The organism is Bdellovibrio sp. SBM16, from assembly GCF_056175625.1.
In genome coordinates, this window is sequence record NZ_JBJKJG010000008.1 from 126,542 (window position 1) to 142,919 (window position 16,378).

20 protein-coding genes are annotated in these 16,378 nt (G+C 43.5%); 15 read left to right on the top strand and 5 right to left on the bottom strand.

What is annotated here, in order from left to right:
• Window position 1 precedes the first annotated feature (1 nt).
• Genes AC04MM_RS10090 through AC04MM_RS10100 form a run of 3 tightly spaced genes read right to left on the bottom strand, consistent with a single transcriptional unit; the run spans window position 2 to window position 2,406 of the window.
• On the bottom strand, window positions 2-343 hold the full coding sequence (locus AC04MM_RS10090; RefSeq protein WP_475380229.1) for an FKBP-type peptidyl-prolyl cis-trans isomerase: 342 nt from the start codon (window positions 341-343) through the stop codon (window positions 2-4).
• Between the two features lie 20 nt (window positions 344-363).
• A complete protein-coding gene (locus AC04MM_RS10095) occupies window positions 364-1,365 on the bottom strand; it encodes a D-alanine--D-alanine ligase family protein (protein ID WP_475380230.1) in 1,002 nt (333 codons plus the stop codon).
• A gap of 3 nt (window positions 1,366-1,368) precedes the next feature.
• Window positions 1,369-2,406, bottom strand: coding sequence for a putative zinc-binding metallopeptidase (locus AC04MM_RS10100; protein ID WP_475380231.1), 1,038 nt, complete (start codon window positions 2,404-2,406; stop codon window positions 1,369-1,371).
• 164 nt (window positions 2,407-2,570) lie between these two features.
• On the opposite strand from AC04MM_RS10100, the gene AC04MM_RS10105 reads away from it, so the two are divergent.
• Window positions 2,571-3,224 carry a hypothetical protein gene (locus AC04MM_RS10105; RefSeq protein WP_475380232.1) on the top strand — a complete coding sequence of 218 codons (654 nt, stop codon included), beginning with the start codon at window positions 2,571-2,573 and terminating at the stop codon, window positions 3,222-3,224.
• Window positions 3,225-3,226: 2 nt separating this feature from the next.
• Here the strand turns inward: AC04MM_RS10105 and AC04MM_RS10110 are convergent, their stop codons facing one another.
• Together AC04MM_RS10110 and AC04MM_RS10115 are read right to left on the bottom strand one after the other, a co-directional pair.
• Window positions 3,227-4,033 (bottom strand): ion transporter, encoded by an 807-nt coding sequence (locus tag AC04MM_RS10110; RefSeq protein ID WP_475380233.1) that lies wholly within the window; start codon window positions 4,031-4,033, stop codon window positions 3,227-3,229.
• Window positions 4,034-4,110: 77 nt separating this feature from the next.
• Window positions 4,111-6,429 carry a putative Ig domain-containing protein gene (locus AC04MM_RS10115; RefSeq protein ID WP_475380234.1) on the bottom strand — a complete coding sequence of 773 codons (2,319 nt, stop codon included), beginning with the start codon at window positions 6,427-6,429 and terminating at the stop codon, window positions 4,111-4,113.
• Window positions 6,430-6,608: 179 nt separating this feature from the next.
• Here AC04MM_RS10115 and AC04MM_RS10120 point away from each other — a divergent pair, with 179 nt between their 5' ends.
• From AC04MM_RS10120 to AC04MM_RS10185, 14 genes are all read left to right on the top strand, one after another.
• A complete protein-coding gene (locus AC04MM_RS10120; RefSeq protein WP_475380235.1) occupies window positions 6,609-6,905 on the top strand; it encodes a hypothetical protein in 297 nt (98 codons plus the stop codon).
• Between the two features lie 60 nt (window positions 6,906-6,965).
• Complete coding sequence (locus tag AC04MM_RS10125) at window positions 6,966-7,286, top strand: hypothetical protein (RefSeq protein WP_475380236.1); 321 nt, start codon at window positions 6,966-6,968, stop codon at window positions 7,284-7,286.
• A 5-nt stretch (window positions 7,287-7,291) separates the two neighbouring features.
• Complete coding sequence (locus tag AC04MM_RS10130; RefSeq protein WP_475380237.1) at window positions 7,292-7,843, top strand: YaeQ family protein; 552 nt, start codon at window positions 7,292-7,294, stop codon at window positions 7,841-7,843.
• A gap of 31 nt (window positions 7,844-7,874) precedes the next feature.
• The gene (locus tag AC04MM_RS10135; protein ID WP_475380238.1) at window positions 7,875-8,435 is read left to right on the top strand and encodes a DUF3341 domain-containing protein; all 561 of its coding nucleotides are present in this window, start codon (window positions 7,875-7,877) and stop codon (window positions 8,433-8,435) included.
• A gap of 201 nt (window positions 8,436-8,636) precedes the next feature.
• Window positions 8,637-9,680, top strand: coding sequence for a L,D-transpeptidase (locus AC04MM_RS10140; RefSeq protein WP_475380239.1), 1,044 nt, complete (start codon window positions 8,637-8,639; stop codon window positions 9,678-9,680).
• Between the two features lie 318 nt (window positions 9,681-9,998).
• Complete coding sequence (locus AC04MM_RS10145) at window positions 9,999-10,469, top strand: hypothetical protein (protein ID WP_475380240.1); 471 nt, start codon at window positions 9,999-10,001, stop codon at window positions 10,467-10,469.
• 51 nt (window positions 10,470-10,520) lie between these two features.
• Window positions 10,521-10,991, top strand: a complete 471-nt coding sequence (locus AC04MM_RS10150) for a hypothetical protein (protein ID WP_475380241.1) — start codon at window positions 10,521-10,523, stop codon at window positions 10,989-10,991.
• A gap of 118 nt (window positions 10,992-11,109) precedes the next feature.
• Window positions 11,110-11,904 carry a hypothetical protein gene (locus AC04MM_RS10155; protein WP_475380242.1) on the top strand — a complete coding sequence of 265 codons (795 nt, stop codon included), beginning with the start codon at window positions 11,110-11,112 and terminating at the stop codon, window positions 11,902-11,904.
• Window positions 11,901-12,032 carry a hypothetical protein gene (locus AC04MM_RS10160; RefSeq protein ID WP_475380243.1) on the top strand — a complete coding sequence of 44 codons (132 nt, stop codon included), beginning with the start codon at window positions 11,901-11,903 and terminating at the stop codon, window positions 12,030-12,032. The genes AC04MM_RS10155 and AC04MM_RS10160 overlap by 4 nt, the downstream gene beginning before the upstream one ends.
• Window positions 12,033-12,133: 101 nt before the next feature.
• On the top strand, window positions 12,134-12,643 hold the full coding sequence (locus AC04MM_RS10165; RefSeq protein WP_475380244.1) for a hypothetical protein: 510 nt from the start codon (window positions 12,134-12,136) through the stop codon (window positions 12,641-12,643).
• A gap of 135 nt (window positions 12,644-12,778) precedes the next feature.
• Window positions 12,779-13,528: a sulfite exporter TauE/SafE family protein gene (locus tag AC04MM_RS10170; protein ID WP_475380304.1), complete on the top strand. Its 750-nt coding sequence runs from the start codon at window positions 12,779-12,781 to the stop codon at window positions 13,526-13,528.
• Entirely contained in the window at window positions 13,518-14,882 is a 1,365-nt protein-coding gene (locus AC04MM_RS10175; protein WP_475380245.1) for an MBL fold metallo-hydrolase RNA specificity domain-containing protein, read from the top strand. Before AC04MM_RS10170 ends, AC04MM_RS10175 begins: the two co-directional genes overlap by 11 nt.
• Before the next feature lie 68 nt (window positions 14,883-14,950).
• On the top strand, window positions 14,951-15,766 hold the full coding sequence (locus tag AC04MM_RS10180) for a universal stress protein (protein WP_475380246.1): 816 nt from the start codon (window positions 14,951-14,953) through the stop codon (window positions 15,764-15,766).
• Between the two features lie 27 nt (window positions 15,767-15,793).
• Window positions 15,794-16,270 (top strand): pyridoxamine 5'-phosphate oxidase family protein, encoded by a 477-nt coding sequence (locus AC04MM_RS10185; RefSeq protein WP_475380247.1) that lies wholly within the window; start codon window positions 15,794-15,796, stop codon window positions 16,268-16,270.
• The last annotated feature ends 108 nt before the right edge of the window (window positions 16,271-16,378 follow it).

Sequence of the window (16,378 nt, forward strand, 5' to 3'; positions counted from 1 at the left end):
TCTATTCGCGGTTTAAGGCTTCAAGCAGCTCAACTTCAAAGATCAGGTTAGAATTAGCGGGGATACGCGGTTTTACCTGGTCGCCATACCCCAAATGCGCAGGCACAAAAATGCGGCGGCGTCCGCCGACTTTCATGCCGAGCATGCCGAGGTAAAATCCCTGAATCAGTTTTTTTGAGCTGAGGACGATTTCAAGCGGGCGACCGTGGTCATATGATGAATCAAATTTAGAACCGTCTTCCAGGGTGCCGGTGTAGTTATAGGTAATTAACGCACCTTTGGCGGCGGCAGCGCCGGTACCTATTGTCAGATCAGTGATGGTAACTTCACAAGTTTTTTCCATTTAAACTTAACTTAAGCAAGTTAAGCACTTAAAGACAAGGAAACAATTTTTGCGATTAGTTCGTCGTACTCCACGCCGGATTTTTTAGCCGATAAGGCGTAATCTTCTTTTTTGGCGATTGATGGATTTGGATTAGCTTCGATAAAATAAATCTCATCACCCCGGATGCGTAAATCAATACGGCCAAAACCCTGAATACCCAGCAGGCGGTAGATCTTTTTACAGACGTCGTTAAGTTTTTTCTGCACAGGTTCAGGAAAAGACTTGGCCCAGTCAGAATCGATACCCCATTTTTTACGGTACGACTGATCCCATTTTGATTTGTAGGTGGCAAATTTCGGTTCATCTTCGCCTTTGGCTTTGAAGAATAATTCACGTGGCGGAAACACCTTTAGATTTTCGTTGCCGAGAATTGAAACATAAACTTCGCGGCCATCGATAAATTCTTCGATGATCGCATCAGCATCCAGTGAGTTGTGAATAAACTTAACACGCGCAAGGGCTTCTTTTTCGTCTTTAACAAACGAACTTTGTGAAATACCTTCTGAAGATTCCAGGTCAAGCGGCTTGATAAAAGCCGGGAAGGGAAAGTTTTTTAACGACTGTATGGCGCGGCCTTTTTTAGCCACCACAAACTTTGGGATATTGATTTTATGATAATCTAAGATAGCTTTGGTTAAACCCTTATCTTTACATAACTGTAAACTCATCGGACCGGCACCGGTAAAAGGGACGCCCATTAACTGCATCAGTGCAGTTAGATTCGGTTCAAAATCACGTTTGCCGCTGAAGGCTTCAGACATATTAAAAACTAAATCAGGTTTTTGTTCGCGCACGATTTTTAAGAAAGGTTCGATGTCGTCGTGGATGCCAAACGGGATCACGTTGTGGCCAAGTCTGATCAAGGTGTTTTTTACGTCTTTCTCAGTTTTCCAATCGGGCGTGTTCCAGTAATCAGAGTACTGTTCGGGAGCCAGCTTTAATGATAAATCAAATAAAAGTACGATCTTAAGTGATTTCATATGTTACGCCTCTCTTTTAAACTTTCCAGTGAATAAATAATTCTTAACCAGACTCGTAAGAAAGCTTGCTACTTCCATGGTAGTCTGGATTTCATTTTTTCCCAGCCTTAAATGCAGTTGTGCGCAGCGATCAGTTAAACGTTTAACTAGTGCGTCGATGGTAAATTTGCGCTCATGCGTCGCCCAAGCGACCGTGGCGACAATAGCTTTCTTATGGCGCTTCATGAACCTGCGCGCCGAAAACTCTGATTTTAACGCTGCGTCTCCATTAAATATTTTTTTAAGGTCGGTGTCGTAAAAATCCGGATATTCATCAGCATTTTCTCTGCGGCGTTTTTGATAATATTTTTCTAAAGTTGAAGTCAGGTTGGCTACATTACTTGGTACACGGCCTTTTTCAGCCGTGTTTTTAAGTTTAACACTCTCTTTGGCAAGAGTTTCCATGTAATTTAATTTTTTCAAGGCCCCGGGCCATTTGCTGTATTCTTTTTTCCAGTCGATATTTGGCGATAACCATACCGCAAAAGTTTCGGCAAAATCTTCATCCGGGTGGGCCTGGGCATACCAGCGTTGCAGATGTTTAACATAGCCTTTAGAAAATGGCTGCGGGCGGTAGGTTTCAGGCGCGTAGTCTTTATCGGGTGAGCCAAACACCTGGCTCCATTTTTTTCGTTTCGAGAATTTATAACAATGATCAAAACAATGTCCGGCTTCATGGCGTAACAGCTTCATGAAATAGTCCGGATCTCCTCCTTCAACCTCTAACATCTGTGATTTTTCCAACTGTTTAAGGCGGGTATTAGCCAGGTAAAAGGGAACGGCGATCGCATTCATACCTTCGGGCGAAAACCATTCATCACCGAAAAATATCTGCGGGCGAAAGGTCAGACCTTTTGCCTCAAGCTCAGCATAGAGTTGATTGATATAATTTTGAATTTCGGTTTCAGAAATATTGAGCGCGATATTTTTAAAACGCAGTTTTAAAATATCCGAATCAGATAGCTCAGCTAATTCTTCAGCCTTATAAGTCTTCGATGACATACGTAGACTTATCGGCCAGTCTCACTTTGATATTGAGCACTGTGGCAATGAACAGGTCTATGGTCTTACCGACAGTCCAGTTCGGGCTGGGCTAAACCTGCCTGAGAATCAGGACTTGAGAGGGAAATAGTCATTCTCTAACATACATCAAATAGGGGAAAATTATGCTGTTGCACAAATCAATCTTAGCTGCTGTGGTGACCACCTTAACTTGTACTTTTGTTTTTGCCGCAGACCGGGGGCAGGGGCGCTTGTTTTTGGGGTCGACGCAGATTAGTCCCAAACAGGCTAACGATGCTTTGGATACAACGGGGATGGCTAAGCTGGATATGCATAACCAGTTGGGTCTTGAGATCACTTTGCCGCTACTTAAATTTGCGCAAGCAGGATTTCGCTACACGCATCGCCCGACCAGAGAAGAAGAGGCTACGGCAAACGATACTACAGACTATTACACCGAACTGAACCAGCAGGTTTTTGCCGGGGTGCTGCGGGCTCCGCTGGTCAATCGGGATGTGTTCAAGTTTGATGTGGTGATTGGAGCTGGCCTGACAAGTACCGAGCTCAAATTAAAAAGCGCAGGCCTAGAGGGCTCGTTAGATAAAAAAGGCTATTCTTCGCCGATGGCTTTGGCCGGTTTATCGTTTGCTGTTGGTTACAAAAAGTTTTATTTTGTAATTGAGGGTGGATACGAACACAACAAAGTTTTAGGTTTAAAAGAGTCAAACATCACCAGTACAGTGAAAGAGCTGGATCTATCGGGTAGTTATCTGACTGTTGGATTATTGTTTGATGATGTTCCCGTTTTTACCAAATAATTTTATAGACGGTGTCCGCAGGCTTTGCAAAACTTTGCATCGACATCATGATCTTGCAGCAGGCACTGCGGGCAAGCTTGTGTCGAAATTTTTTGATGAGCTGAAGCGCGGGCGATTTCAGTGGTTACGATACCCGTCGGAATCGCAATAATCGCATAGCCGGCAATCATAATTGCCGAGGCTAAAATCTGCCCCAGGGGGGTACGCGGGGCAATATCGCCGTAGCCAACCGTTGTCATCGTAACAATAGCCCAATAGATCGAAACCGGAATACTGGTAAAACCATTTTCCGGGCCTTCGATCACATACATTAAACTTCCGACGGTCACCACTGTAGCCAAAATAAATGTTAAAAACACCGTGATTTTATGGCGGCTCGAGCGTAAAGCTGTGGCCAGCATATCGGCTTCGCCCAAGTATAGGCCCAGTTTAAAAATACGAAACACACGTAAAAGTCTGAAAATACGTATCGCCTGCAGCATCTGGGCACCGGGAAAAAATAAACTTAAGTACGTCGGTAAGATTGATAGTAAATCAATGACACCGAAAAAACTAAAGACGTATTTTGCCGGCTTATTTACTACGTACATACGTAAAAAGTATTCTATCGAGAAGATAATGGTAAAAAACCATTCGGCCAAATACAGTTCTTTACCAAAGGCGGCATTGATGGATTCAACGCTATCTAAGCTTACCAGAATCACGCTGCAGACAATAATCCAGATCAGTGACACATCGAAAGCTTTTCCCTCAGGTGTGTCGGCTTCAAAAATAATTTCATGTAAACGTTGGCGAAACTTTTGTTGCATGACTTGATCACAGCACATGAAAATAAAAAAGGGAAGGCGAACCTTCCCTTAGATTAAATAAATTTTTAAGCTGAATTTTAGTAGCCGCTGATATTTCCGACCAAGCCCAGTCCGACAGGTGTTATTGCGCCATTTGACTCTACCTTTAAGCGCACTGCCGTTGTAGGTTGGTTGGCCGGTGTATATGTTGAATAGATATAGCTACCCGAATCACTGGCATGCACCCCAACTGTAGAGATGCTGCGAAAGCCAGTGGCTACATCATTGTATTCGCGGGCTGCAATTTGGTCAAAGGTACCGTTGCTGAGAAGTTTTATCTTTTTTAAACCACCGTGAGTCGAGCCATTAATATAACCGGTTACATAAAGATTATTGACCGGGTCAATGGCCGGCTGTGCTGTCAGGAATGTGCCGGAATCAACATAAGGATCTTCAGACTGTAATTCACCTGAAATATTTAAGGTAAATCTCTGAATCGATTTTAAATCATCTGTGGCGTATAAGTGCGTTCCGGCCGGATGCATCGCCAAGAATAATCCGTTACCTAAAGCTAATCCTACCTGCGGAGGGTTACTGTGCAGGCTCATTGAGTAATCTGCCTGGAATGTTAAGCCTCCGTGATTGGAGTCAAACTGACTATGACGGATTTTTGCATCTTTGTAGAGGATGTATATGTTGTTGCCTGATGTGGCGATATCGCGCACAACATGCTCTGTGTGGTAAAATACTGAAGATGAGGATGCATTTGAAAGTGAGCAGTTACCCGGATTTACTTCGTACTTCATGACAAACTGATTTAATGGGTCTTGGTTGTTCAGGGCAAATAAGAATTTTCCGTCTGATGAGATAACCATATTAACCACGCCAGAAAGTCCGCCGACAGAACTTACTTGGGTTAATTCTCCGTGTGCAGATTTGTTGATTGAAAAAGATTTTACGTTACTGCCTGAATAGCCAAAAGCGCAGTCAGCCGACGGGTGAAATAAGAGCCGGCTATTAACATCAGAACTGATTTCTTTACCGAGAAAAATGGGCTCACCGGTGACGACATCTACTGAATAGGCTCTGATATACGAGCCAGTAGTCGCATAAAGCACATGTGAGCCCGGATTAACCACGTTAATGGAAATTACGCGGTTGGCGCTGCCCGCAGTATTCGAGGCTGTAACTGTGTATGAAGCTGCTGCTGTCATCGTCGTTGGCCTACCGGTGATATGACCGGTTGTCGTATCTAAAGATAATCCTGCAGGGAGTGCGGGGGTTACCGAATAGCTCGTGACCTGGCCACCGCCGGTTACAATCGGGGTGTTTGCCGTGATCGATGCGCCAACGGTATAGCGAGTAGTTAAATACACATAACTTAAACTTGCCGGCGGCGAGTTAGCAACGGCGATCGAGATCTGTTTGGTTGTGCTGCCGACAATGTTGCTAGCGGTGATTGTGTAGTTAGCCGAAGACTGAATTGTCGTCGGGGTGCCGGTGATCTCACCGGTTGTGGTATTTAAACTTAAGCCCGCCGGTAAAGCCGGGGAAACACTGTAACTTGAAACATTACCGCCTGAAGCCGTCGGAGTATTCGTTGTGATTGCATAGCCAACCGGATAGGTCGCATTTTCGTTTGCATAGGTTAAGTTCGTTGGCGCGCCTTCAATAACTTCAATTGTGAGTTCGGCGTTTAATTCTGAACCAGCCGAAAAATAGTAAGTCGTCGGTCCTCTGGCTACAGTGGGTGTCCCGGAAAGTGTTCCGGTAAAAAAATCAAAGTCTAGACCGATCTCCTGAATGCTCGGGGAGTTGCCGCAGTTCGAACAACTAAAAAATGTGATATCTTGTGGCCCTTCGTAGCTCATCGTTAAGGTCGTCATCGGTTGACCCACAATTAAGACAAGGTTTTTAGACGGGCCAAGTCGCATATCTGAGTACTCGAAGGAATTATCAACAGGAGTGCCGGCCTGACTGCTAAAACCAAAATTGACGACAGCAGTCACGACACCTTCGTTATTTGGTTTATCGGCTGTGAACGTGTAGTTTTGATTTTTCCAGTTGCCGTAGACGCTATAGTTGGTGGTCGCTGTTCCGGAAATCTCGCCTGTTGCGGCATTCAGGGATAAACCGTAGGGAAGAGACGGTGTGACTTTGAAGTTAGTTAGGGAAGCTCCCGTAATGTTGGTAACAGGCGTAGCCCCAGCCCAGGCTTCGCCGGTCTTGTAGGTGCCGCTCACCGTCGGGTAAGCTAAGGTTACGTAGTCGTAAATATTCGATGGTGGTGCTGATCCGCCAGCATCGGTACTTGGTTGTGTGGTGGCTTCTTCTTTTTTCTTTTCAAAACAGCCGGTTAAGACAAGGGTTGTTGCAAATAATAAGACAGGAAATAACTTACCAAGTAGTGGCTTCATCTGATCTGCTCCAGTGGCGAAAAGTTAAAAAAATAACTCTTTGTTTTCGGAAAAAAACACACAGTAATTTAATAATATTTAGGGGGTGTTTGTCTCAGAGTGAAAACCTGAGGTCCAGTAAAACAGTTTTATTATGAGACGGCTTTAGAAACTGATTTGCTTTCACGAAGAGTAGCGACATGAAAACCACTGATTTAACAAAATTTACTGTCGTTGTTCTTTCTGCCTACATCGCTGCCTGTGGCTTGAAAGTGATTAATCCCGAAGATGAAAAAAACAAAGGCACTATGGCCGTTGACTGGTCGTCGGGCCAAGTTGTGTCCACCTACACCTGTAAGTTGGTGGGCGTGGGTAAGACCTATCGGGCGGTGGGTAAATCAGAAGCTGAAGCCAGTAAAGAGGTTATTGCCCGCTGTAAAGACGGAACCCTTATCAGTGTATGCAATCCGGATAAAGTGAAGTGCTGGAAAAATTAATAGCCTTTGACAGAAGTTCGTTTTTTCTGCATCTTGGCTGACTATAACAAAGGAAAAATCATGCCTGTATTTATCGCGAAAGTAATGCTCCAAGATGTAACTAAAGAAGAAATCTATACCGAATTAGATAAAGCATTGGCGGATGAAGAAGGTTACCCTTATATCACCGACAGCGATGACCGCATTTTCGCCTTACCGCCGGATGAATACGAATTCGACACGGATTTAAATGCGAATCAGTTGTTACAGATCATAAAAAACGTGTGCACGAACATCGAAAAAAAACACAAACTTAAAAAAACGCCGATCGTCGTAGTTGAAGCCAAAACTATTCAGTACGCCAATCTTGAAGAATTGCACGACGAAGACTTCGCCGATTAAATTTAATGGCACTGCCTTCAAAACTTTACCGTTTTAAAATTGAACTGTCCGATTTAGATAAGGCGCTATACGATTCTTTGGATTTTCGTGTGGCCCAGCATCCGTCTGAAAGTTTAACGTATTTACTGACGCGTGTGTTTGCGTACGCTTTAAGTTTTGAAGACGGCTTAGAGTTTTCAGCTGAAGGTTTGCATAATCCGGATGAACCTGCAATGACGGTGAAAAACCCGATGGGTAGAGTTAAAGTTTGGGTTGAAATCGGAAATCCCTCAGCCAAGCGGCTGCATAAGGCTGCCAAAGCCGCAGATACCGTTAAAGTTTACACGTACAAAGACCCGCAGGTGCTGATCAATGAATTAAATTCTGAAGATGTGTATCGTAAGAACGAGCTCGAAATTTTTTCGCTGCCGGCAATTTTTTTCGATCAGCTGGAAAAAACCATCAACAAAGAAAATCGCTGGACTGTGATCAATAATGACGGCGTATTAATGGTAAACGGTGAGGGCTTTGACCTGCAATGTGAGATCAAGCGTCATCGGACATCTGCCCCAATCTAAGTGGCATGCCGTTCGCTGCGTAAGCCAAACGATGGCTAACCAGCAAAATATTCAATCGGATAAAATCGTATACGGGCTATTTGAAACCAGGGCTGCGCTTGAAAACGCAGTAGGGCGCTTAAAAGCTGAAGGTTTTTTAAGTTCAGATATCTCAGCTTTATGGCCGGCAGCGGAAGGTTCACGCGAATTTACACCGGAGGCTGCTAGCGATGCACCCGAAGGCGATTTCTTAGGTGGGGCCCTTGGCTGGCTTGCGGGTATCGGGGCTTTAACCATACCGGGCTTAGGCCCGTTTGTAGCGGCCGGACCAATCCTTGCGACCCTAGGTAACGGGGCAATCAGCAGCCAGCTGGGTGGTATTGCCTCAGCTCTTACGGCGATCGGTGTACCTGAGTTTGAGGCTATTCGCTTTGAAAACTCAGTCAGTGGCGGCTGCTTGCTGCTTTCGGTGCATGCCGGTCAGGCTGACTGGGATACCATCGCTTTGGACATTTTTCGTGAGTGTGGCGCGCATGATATCGCTACCACCGAAAGTACCCATGAGTCATTGTTGGCAAAACAAAGAGGCCCAGCCCCCGAAAAACGCTTCTAAAAATTCAGTTAAATTTTTGCACTTAAATTCCCATAGGTCTTTATATCCTTTAAGGCCTGATAGCGTCTGTCTACCTAATTGACAGTCTTTTCACTTTTACCTGCTAACTGTGTTTTTTCGCACAGTAGGGAAATTCGGTGTTACTTTCTTGGTCTGTTAAAACCCAAACCCAAAAAACAAGTAATTCCCTATGGAGGATTTGTGAAAAACACGATGATCAATTTAACCAAAACCCTTGGTTTAGGTGCGGCCCTGGTGTTAAACTTCTCGGTTCAAGAAGCACAGGCGCAAAAAGCAAAGCCTAAATATGTCGTAATCCAGAATATCGCTACAGAAAAAACGCGCGTGTACGAACTGTGCTACACGGCTCCGGGTTGCCCTCATAAAATGGTTTTTGAAACGGTGATGTTAGCCGGTAAACGTAATGAACCAAACCAACAGACAATTCTTGGTACCTATCGTATCTCGCAATGGGTAAAATTCTATCAGGATAATGCTAAGAACTATCCATCATGGTATGACCCAGCTTTACCTATGCCACCAGAACCAGATAAAGGGGCTACGAAGTGGTTTAAAGATAAGTACATGCCAAACGGTGGTGAGATGCGCGGAGCTTTCGGCTGGTACGCAGCCCACGTAGAGCCAAATGCTTTCGGTCAATGGATGCACGGAACGATTGGCTGGGGTTCGGATGAAGATAAATTCATCAACCGCGCGAAAAAAGGTTTCTTCTCTATCTTTGCTGACTTACGATCGCACGGCTGTACTCGTCACGAAAACAGAGCAATCGCGTACTTACATTACTTAGTGCCGGCTGGTACACCGCTTATCAAAGTTTACGCAGCAGAGGTTGCGGATGACCCAAGTTTATCGCGTTATGCTGATCAAAAAGCGCAGTTGATCTGGAACTTTGCCTTAACTCGTGACCAAGTACGTTCAAGCAAAGCAGCTTCGATCGAGTATTCGGTAACGATGGGCCGTATTGCCCGCGGTGAGATCAAGCAAGAAGATATCTTAGAGACAGGGTCTTATATCGTTGACCGTATCCCGACCGTAAACGGTTTTACCGGTAAATCGGCTAAATCTGGTTTATCTGGTGATGTTTATGAAATCGGTCAGGGTAACTTTCGCGGTACTTATTCAGTAGATACCGGTCGTTTAACAAACTATGTGCACCCGAAACAACTAAACGTTGGCGGTGATCAAAGTATGCTTTCGTTGCCTGATATCGTTAAAAATAAATAGTTTCTAAATTTTAGAACTGTATAAAATAAAAAGCGTCGGACTAAGACTCCGGCGCTTTTTGTTTTTTACGGTAAACAAAGTTTGCGGTTTATCAATTCGCTCTCAATAAATTAACGCTTCTTTTGCACACCATGTTGCGATCTTGTCAAAACTTACGGACAAAGAAAACTTTGTCCCAGGAAAAATTCGGACAAAGTTTTGTCTGTCCATAAATCAAAACCAGCACCCTGTTTTTGCGTATACAAACTTCTAAAGTCTTGCGAAACATCAGCCATCAAAATTTTAAAACAAAAAGCATAAGACTTAAAGGGAGTTATTATGAACAAATTTATCGCGATCATCGCGTTATTAGCTAGCACTACGGCTTCGGCATATACAGCCTCAACTTCTTGGGAAACTTTGGAAAATGATCCAAGAATCCAAATCGACGCACCTACAGTCTTCATGGGTCATGCTATTGATTATATGTTTACCTGTGTTGACGGTGCTAACTTACGCACGATCAAACCGGTAAAACAGTGTGAAACTGTCTACGTTGGTAAAAACCAATCTAAAGAAGTTTGCAAAGGCGAAAAATTCTTATCAACCCCGATCAACTACACACGCAACTCTTGGGATTGTAAATATGTCGGTGGCGGTAGCAACGGTAAACACGTTTGCGAAGACAAAGTGATCTCTGGCACATATCCGTTAACTGTTATGGCTAAAGTTTCTAAAGTTATGGGCGGAAAAAATGACCGCGTAGAATTCTTATTTAACAAAGCTTACACAGTACAAAACTGTCGTTAATTTTTAACAAAAAACCAAACAACAAACACTAATAACAAAAAGGGAGTTATTATGAACAAATTGATCGCAACTATCGCTTTATTCGTGGGCTTTACAGCACAAGCTTACACAGCAGCAACTTCTTGGGAGACATTACAAAACGATCCAAGAATCCAAATCGACGCACCTACAGTATTTATGGGCCACGCTGTTGACTACATGTTTACATGTAAAGACGGTAACAACTTACGTACGATCAAGCCGGTAAAACAATGTGAAACTATCTACATTGGCAAGAACCAATCTAAAGAAGTTTGCAAAGGCTCAAAATACTTATCAACTCCGATCAACTACACGCGCACTTCTTGGGATTGCAATTACGTAGGTGGCGGTCAGAATTCACGTCGTGAATGTGAAGATAAAGTGATCTCTGGCACATACCCATTAACTGTTATGGTTAAAGTTTCGAAAGTTATGGGTGGCAAAAATGACCGTGTAGAGTTTTTATTTAACAAAGCTTTCACAGTACAAAACTGCCAATAATTATAGGTATTTTGCTTAAATAGTAAACGCTCTGGGCCACCCCTCGGTCTCAGGGCGTTTTCTCGTTGTGATTTACAGGTGTTTACGATACTGAAAAACCAGAAAAACAAGGTGAATAGTGGAAGTTAACTTCGAACGCAATTCGATGGCTACGGATATTTCTATCTCTGATCAAGTATCACGGGATATCGAAGCTTATTTGGCGCGTTTTAAAGACCCGAAAAAGGGTTTAAACATGCTGGCCACCAAGTCTCAGATCCACGTAAAAACCCTTAACCGTTTACGCGAAAAAATTCATACGCCGGTCTATTCAACTTTATACAAACTTTATTCGTGCCTGTTAGATTGCCGCATTATCAATGATCTGATCGAAAAAGCTCCGCCGGTGATCAGTGAACGCCTTAAAAGTTCTGACCCACAGTTAAAATCTTCTCCGTTAAACCGTTTTCATTTTGATATCGAAAACGACATGCAAAAAGACCCATGTTTTTCCGAGCTTTATGTTCTGGCAGAAACACGACCCTTTAGCACGAGCTATGTCGAACAACGATTCGGTTCGTACGGGATGGAAGTGCTTAAAAAAATGATCGATCAAAAAGTTATCCGTTCGCTAGGTAACGGTTTATTCGGCCAGGGCGAGGTCCGATCGACGTTTTCAGGTGAAACGATCAAGTCAGTCGGTGTTAGGTTAACCGAGCGTTTTTTAAAGCCGGGTAATGCCGATCTGTATTACGGTAACTACATGTCGATTTATTTCGAATCGGTTAGCGAAGAAACTTACAAAGAGTGGCTTAAAATCGAAGAGCAAGCTTTTAAAGACCGTATAAAATTATTAGAAAATCCAGATGCTAAAGGCAGTATTCCGGTATTTGCGTTTAGTGCAATCGATACTCTGACGGAGAATGACCAATGAGATTGTTAATCGCTATTTTTATCACGACCTTTATTCTAGCATTCAGTGCCCAGCCAGTTCAGGCCGGTGGTGGTTCAGCAGGCGGCGGTAAAAATGGCGGTGGCTCTGCCGGCGGCGGTTCCCGCTAAGCCCAATTTTAGGCAGATCTTTGCCATAAACTTCTTTATCTTTTAGGTTGATATGATATATTCAGTAAATAAATATATATTTGTCCCGAAAAAGGTATGGCATGGGAATAAATCGTTGGATTCAATCAATTAACAGTGAAACGCTTGAAAATATTTTAGTCGACATTCTAGTTTCTGACGGCACAACTTATTCGGGATACATCAATGCTGTCGCCTTACAGGAAAATAATGAGATTTTAATGCTGACCAGTCGTCCAGCGAAAGCCGGCGTTTTTGTCTCAAAGAAAATCGCCAAAAAAGAAATCATTGGCTTTAATTTTTCAACACTCGCAAGAGCAAACTTCGGAGTGCATAAGATCCGCATTGATGAAATAGATTCGGACATAAAGTTTCAACATGTCGTTCATGATGAGCAGTACTTTGTGCTATCCGGTAAAATGGATTGTAAGGATAAATTCGTTGGCGAGTGTCTGTCGTACTTAAAGAAATTAAGCCATGATCTGCCAGCCAATGAAATCTTCGTACTGACGCTGTTTGGTAGCACGAGCTACTATGGTAACGTCGATCAGTCGATTTTAGATGCTAAAATCCGGCAGTTTCTCGGCACCTAAAGTAATGATTTGCTTCCTGAAATCAAATAAGGGAAGCTGAACTGGCTATAGCGAGAAAGAGTTTATGGCCAGTAAAATTGCAACACTGCAACAGTCGAAAAAACAAATTGTCGGAAATGCGGAACGCGACGCGTGATGGACAGTCTACGTGAGTACATCATTCTTTTTCTGGCATTCTGTTCTGAACTTATTGGAACGCTGAGTGGTGTTAGCTCGTCGTCTTTATTTGTTCCGATAGCGGTTATCTTTGAATCGATCCAGACAACATTGTTTCTTACCGCTTGTCTGCATGTTATCGGAAATTTTTCCCGCATATACCTCTACTGGAAATATATTAACTGGCGACTGACCTTGAGATTCGGTATACCAGCTATTGTGCTTGCCGGAATAGGGGCTCAATATTCGGATGCCATTCCTAAAGTTTATTTCTCATTTCTCTTAGGTGTATTTTTAATTTCCATGTCTGTGCTGTTTTTAAAAGTAGATCAATGGAAATATTTTTCTAGCCGCTGGGGTGCCTATGTTGGCGGGGGACTTTCGGGGTTATTAACCGGAGCGTTAGGATCCGGTGGTGCCATCAGGTCGTTAGCTTTGACTAATTTTAGCCTTAGCCCGTTAGCTTTTACCGCGACATCGACGGTCATTGACTTGGGCGGTGATATATTGCGTTTACAGATCTATTTTTCCAAAGGTTATGCTGATAAAAAATATTATATCTTCATCCCGGTACTGATGGTGTCGGCTTTTGCAGCCAACTGGATCGCCATAAAGTTGCTGGCTAAAATCAAAAAAGAAAGATTCAGAAAAATCGTCTTGGCTTTTGTTTTTATAACTGGAGTAATTTCGATACTTGTTTCTGTTTTCGGGGGGCACAATGTCGCTTGAGTTAAAATTTTTAGGAGCAGCTGGAACCGTGACCGGCTCAAAATACCTGTTAAACCACAACGGAAAAAAAATTCTTATTGATTGTGGCTTGTTTCAAGGCTTAAAGGCTCTGCGGTTAAAAAACTGGGAAGATCTGGAAGTAAATGCTTCTGACATTGAAGCTATCATTCTAACTCATGCGCATCTTGATCATTCTGGATACATACCCCGGTTAATCAAAAATGGCTTTCGGGGTAAAATCTATTGCAGCCATGCAACCAAAGATCTTTGCCGCATACTGCTTCCGGATGCGGGATATCTGATGGAAGAAGAAGCTGAATACCGCAACCGAACCAAGAGCACCAAACATAGCCCGGCTTTACCGCTGTACACCTTAAAAGAGGCAGAAGCATCGCTTAAGTATTTTGAAGGCGTTTCGTTTAACGAAAAAGTTGATTTGGGTTCAGATTTAAGTTTTGAGTTCTACTACGCCGGTCATATTTTAGGGGCCGCGTCGGTTGTTATTTCGGTTGGCGGTAAAAAGCTCGGGTTTTCGGGCGACATCGGGCGTCTGCAGGATGATATGTTCAGAGCACCTGCACCTTTACCACACGTTGATTATCTGATCACGGAGTCAACCTATGGCAATCGCCTGCATAAGGATTTGAGTGTCTATGAGGAGCTGGCAAAAATCATTAATGAAACGGTTGAGCGTAAAGGTGTAATTATTATTCCTGCTTTTGCGGTCGGGCGAGCCCAGGCATTGATGTATATGGTCTGGAAGTTGTTAAGTCAGAATAAGATTCCGGATATTCCCATGTATTTAAACAGTCCTATGGCCACGAACGTCAATGAACTGTTAAAGAAATATAGAGATTTGCATAAGTTAACCCCCGAAGAGTCGGTCTTTGTCTGCCGTGTTGTTAAGTACGTAAATTCGGTGGAGGATTCAATCGCCTTAAACGAAAGAAAAGGACCGATGTTAATAATTTCGGCCAGCGGCATGTTAAGCGGCGGCCGGGTTTTACATCATTTAAAAGCGTTTGCTTCCGATCCGCGTAATACCATTGTTTTGGCAGGTTACCAGGCTGCCGGCACGCGCGGTGAGGCCTTAGAACACGGGGCCCGCGAAGTTAAAGTTCACGGTGAATACATCGAGGTGCGTGCCCAGGTTAAAGTACTAGAGAATGTTTCAGCACACGCCGATTACAGCGAGATATTGACTTGGCTGGGGCAATCAAAAATGCATCCTGAAAAAGTTTTTATCACGCACGGAGAGCCCGCAGCCGCCGATGAACTTAGACGCAGGCTGAATGAAAAATTCGGCTGGGACTGTGTTGTGCCAGAACCCTATCAAAGTGTGAGGTTGGGTTAGCAGTAAATTAACAGCGGGGAAGTTTGTCTCGTTTTGGTGTGGCATGCTATTGGCAACATCAATGCTTTATGGAAACTAAAGCTATTAACTCGGTTATTGTGGCCATTGATTTTTCAGTCTATTCAAAACTGGTCGTTAAAGAGGCGCAAACTCTGGCCCGTGAAATGAATCTTCCGATTAAATACGTTCACGTTTTTGATTATTTTCAGACACTCGGAGATACGATCCAGCAATTCGAAATAAGTGCCAGGAAAAAGCTGATAAAAACCTATAAACTGAGTGCCGATGCCGATATCGTGCTTCGTTTGGGTGATCCCGCCCAGCAGATCATCGATGTGGCCCAGCAGTCAGGTGGTCAGCCTTTGATTGTCATTGGCTATAAAGGTTACAGTCGAATAAGCCGTTTTTTTCTTGGCAGTACGGCCGAGCAAATCGCAGCGGTATCGCCTTTTCCGGTATGGGTTCACCGCGGCCGGCGAACGGTTATTCCTAAAAAAGTGTTAGTGCCATCGGATTTTTCTCTACATTCTGATTCAGCTTTGTCACATGTTAAACACTTTGAAGATAAATTAAAGGCACAGATTGAACTTTTTCATGTTATCCCGCAGGCTATACCGATTTTAGATTTTCCTGGCTATGCTGAACTCAATAAGAATCTACAAAAAGAAGATGATAAAATTTATGAATCTTTTAAAAAGCGGCATCCGCAGATCAGTGCCGTTCGCAGTCAGGGCGCGATTTTAGAAAAAATCGGTAAGCGGGCGAAGAAGTTTAACTTAATCGCGCTTGCTCCGAGTGAAAAGTCAAACATAGTTCCGCTTTTGGGTCGAACGACAACAAAACTTCTGCGTTCCGGCGATAAGCCGATATTGATTTGTCCTTAGTGGACAAATTTTCAGAGGAGAGATTTGATGAAACCAAATCATGGAGTCATTAAGGAAATAAAAGAAGCGGATGCTTATAGTATTCTGGCAAAAAATCACTTTGCCCATTTGGCCTGTCATGTGAAAGATGATCTTTATCTTGTTCCGATCAGCTACGCTTTTGAAGGCGGATATATTTACTCACACGCGCAAAACGGTAAAAAAATTCAGATGATGCGTGATAACCATAAGGTGTGTGTGCAGGTCGAAGAAGTCGACGACTTCTTTCACTGGAAAAGTGTCATCGCCTGGGGTGAATATGAAGAGTTAAAAGGTCAAGAAGCAGAGTCGGCCATGCGTAGTTTGGTGCGCAGTATGTCTGCCGGTGGGCCGCGCAGGTCAGATCTGGAAATATATTTTGAATCTCAGCTCGAGGCTGCGATCATTTACCGGATTAAAGTAAAGCGCATAACGGGCCGTTATGAGAATGAACATATCAGCGCAGAGCCGGAATTGTCGCTTTAGCCATTGCGAGCCTTTGCGTGACTAAATAAATAACTTGCTTACAAAATAACAATACTTTATTCTTGATTTAAGGCTCTCTCAAAAGCCTGGTAAAACAACTCTCAAAGG

Bases quoted from the DNA above. Each gene is read 5' to 3' on its own strand.
- AC04MM_RS10090 (WP_475380229.1), bottom strand. From the start codon at position 343: ATGGAAAAAACTTGTGAAGTTACCATCACTGATCTGACAATAGGTACC.
- AC04MM_RS10095 (WP_475380230.1), bottom strand. From the start codon at position 1,365: ATGAAATCACTTAAGATCGTACTTTTATTTGATTTATCATTAAAGCTG.
- AC04MM_RS10100 (WP_475380231.1), bottom strand. From the start codon at position 2,406: ATGTCATCGAAGACTTATAAGGCTGAAGAATTAGCTGAGCTATCTGAT.
- AC04MM_RS10105 (WP_475380232.1), top strand. From the start codon at position 2,571: ATGCTGTTGCACAAATCAATCTTAGCTGCTGTGGTGACCACCTTAACT.
- AC04MM_RS10110 (WP_475380233.1), bottom strand. From the start codon at position 4,033: ATGCAACAAAAGTTTCGCCAACGTTTACATGAAATTATTTTTGAAGCC.
- AC04MM_RS10115 (WP_475380234.1), bottom strand. From the start codon at position 6,429: ATGAAGCCACTACTTGGTAAGTTATTTCCTGTCTTATTATTTGCAACA.
- AC04MM_RS10120 (WP_475380235.1), top strand. From the start codon at position 6,609: ATGAAAACCACTGATTTAACAAAATTTACTGTCGTTGTTCTTTCTGCC.
- AC04MM_RS10125 (WP_475380236.1), top strand. From the start codon at position 6,966: ATGCCTGTATTTATCGCGAAAGTAATGCTCCAAGATGTAACTAAAGAA.
- AC04MM_RS10130 (WP_475380237.1), top strand. From the start codon at position 7,292: ATGGCACTGCCTTCAAAACTTTACCGTTTTAAAATTGAACTGTCCGAT.
- AC04MM_RS10135 (WP_475380238.1), top strand. From the start codon at position 7,875: ATGGCTAACCAGCAAAATATTCAATCGGATAAAATCGTATACGGGCTA.
- AC04MM_RS10145 (WP_475380240.1), top strand. From the start codon at position 9,999: ATGAACAAATTTATCGCGATCATCGCGTTATTAGCTAGCACTACGGCT.
- AC04MM_RS10150 (WP_475380241.1), top strand. From the start codon at position 10,521: ATGAACAAATTGATCGCAACTATCGCTTTATTCGTGGGCTTTACAGCA.
- AC04MM_RS10160 (WP_475380243.1), top strand. From the start codon at position 11,901: ATGAGATTGTTAATCGCTATTTTTATCACGACCTTTATTCTAGCATTC.
- AC04MM_RS10165 (WP_475380244.1), top strand. From the start codon at position 12,134: ATGGGAATAAATCGTTGGATTCAATCAATTAACAGTGAAACGCTTGAA.
- AC04MM_RS10170 (WP_475380304.1), top strand. From the start codon at position 12,779: ATGGACAGTCTACGTGAGTACATCATTCTTTTTCTGGCATTCTGTTCT.
- AC04MM_RS10175 (WP_475380245.1), top strand. From the start codon at position 13,518: ATGTCGCTTGAGTTAAAATTTTTAGGAGCAGCTGGAACCGTGACCGGC.
- AC04MM_RS10180 (WP_475380246.1), top strand. From the start codon at position 14,951: ATGGAAACTAAAGCTATTAACTCGGTTATTGTGGCCATTGATTTTTCA.
- AC04MM_RS10185 (WP_475380247.1), top strand. From the start codon at position 15,794: ATGAAACCAAATCATGGAGTCATTAAGGAAATAAAAGAAGCGGATGCT.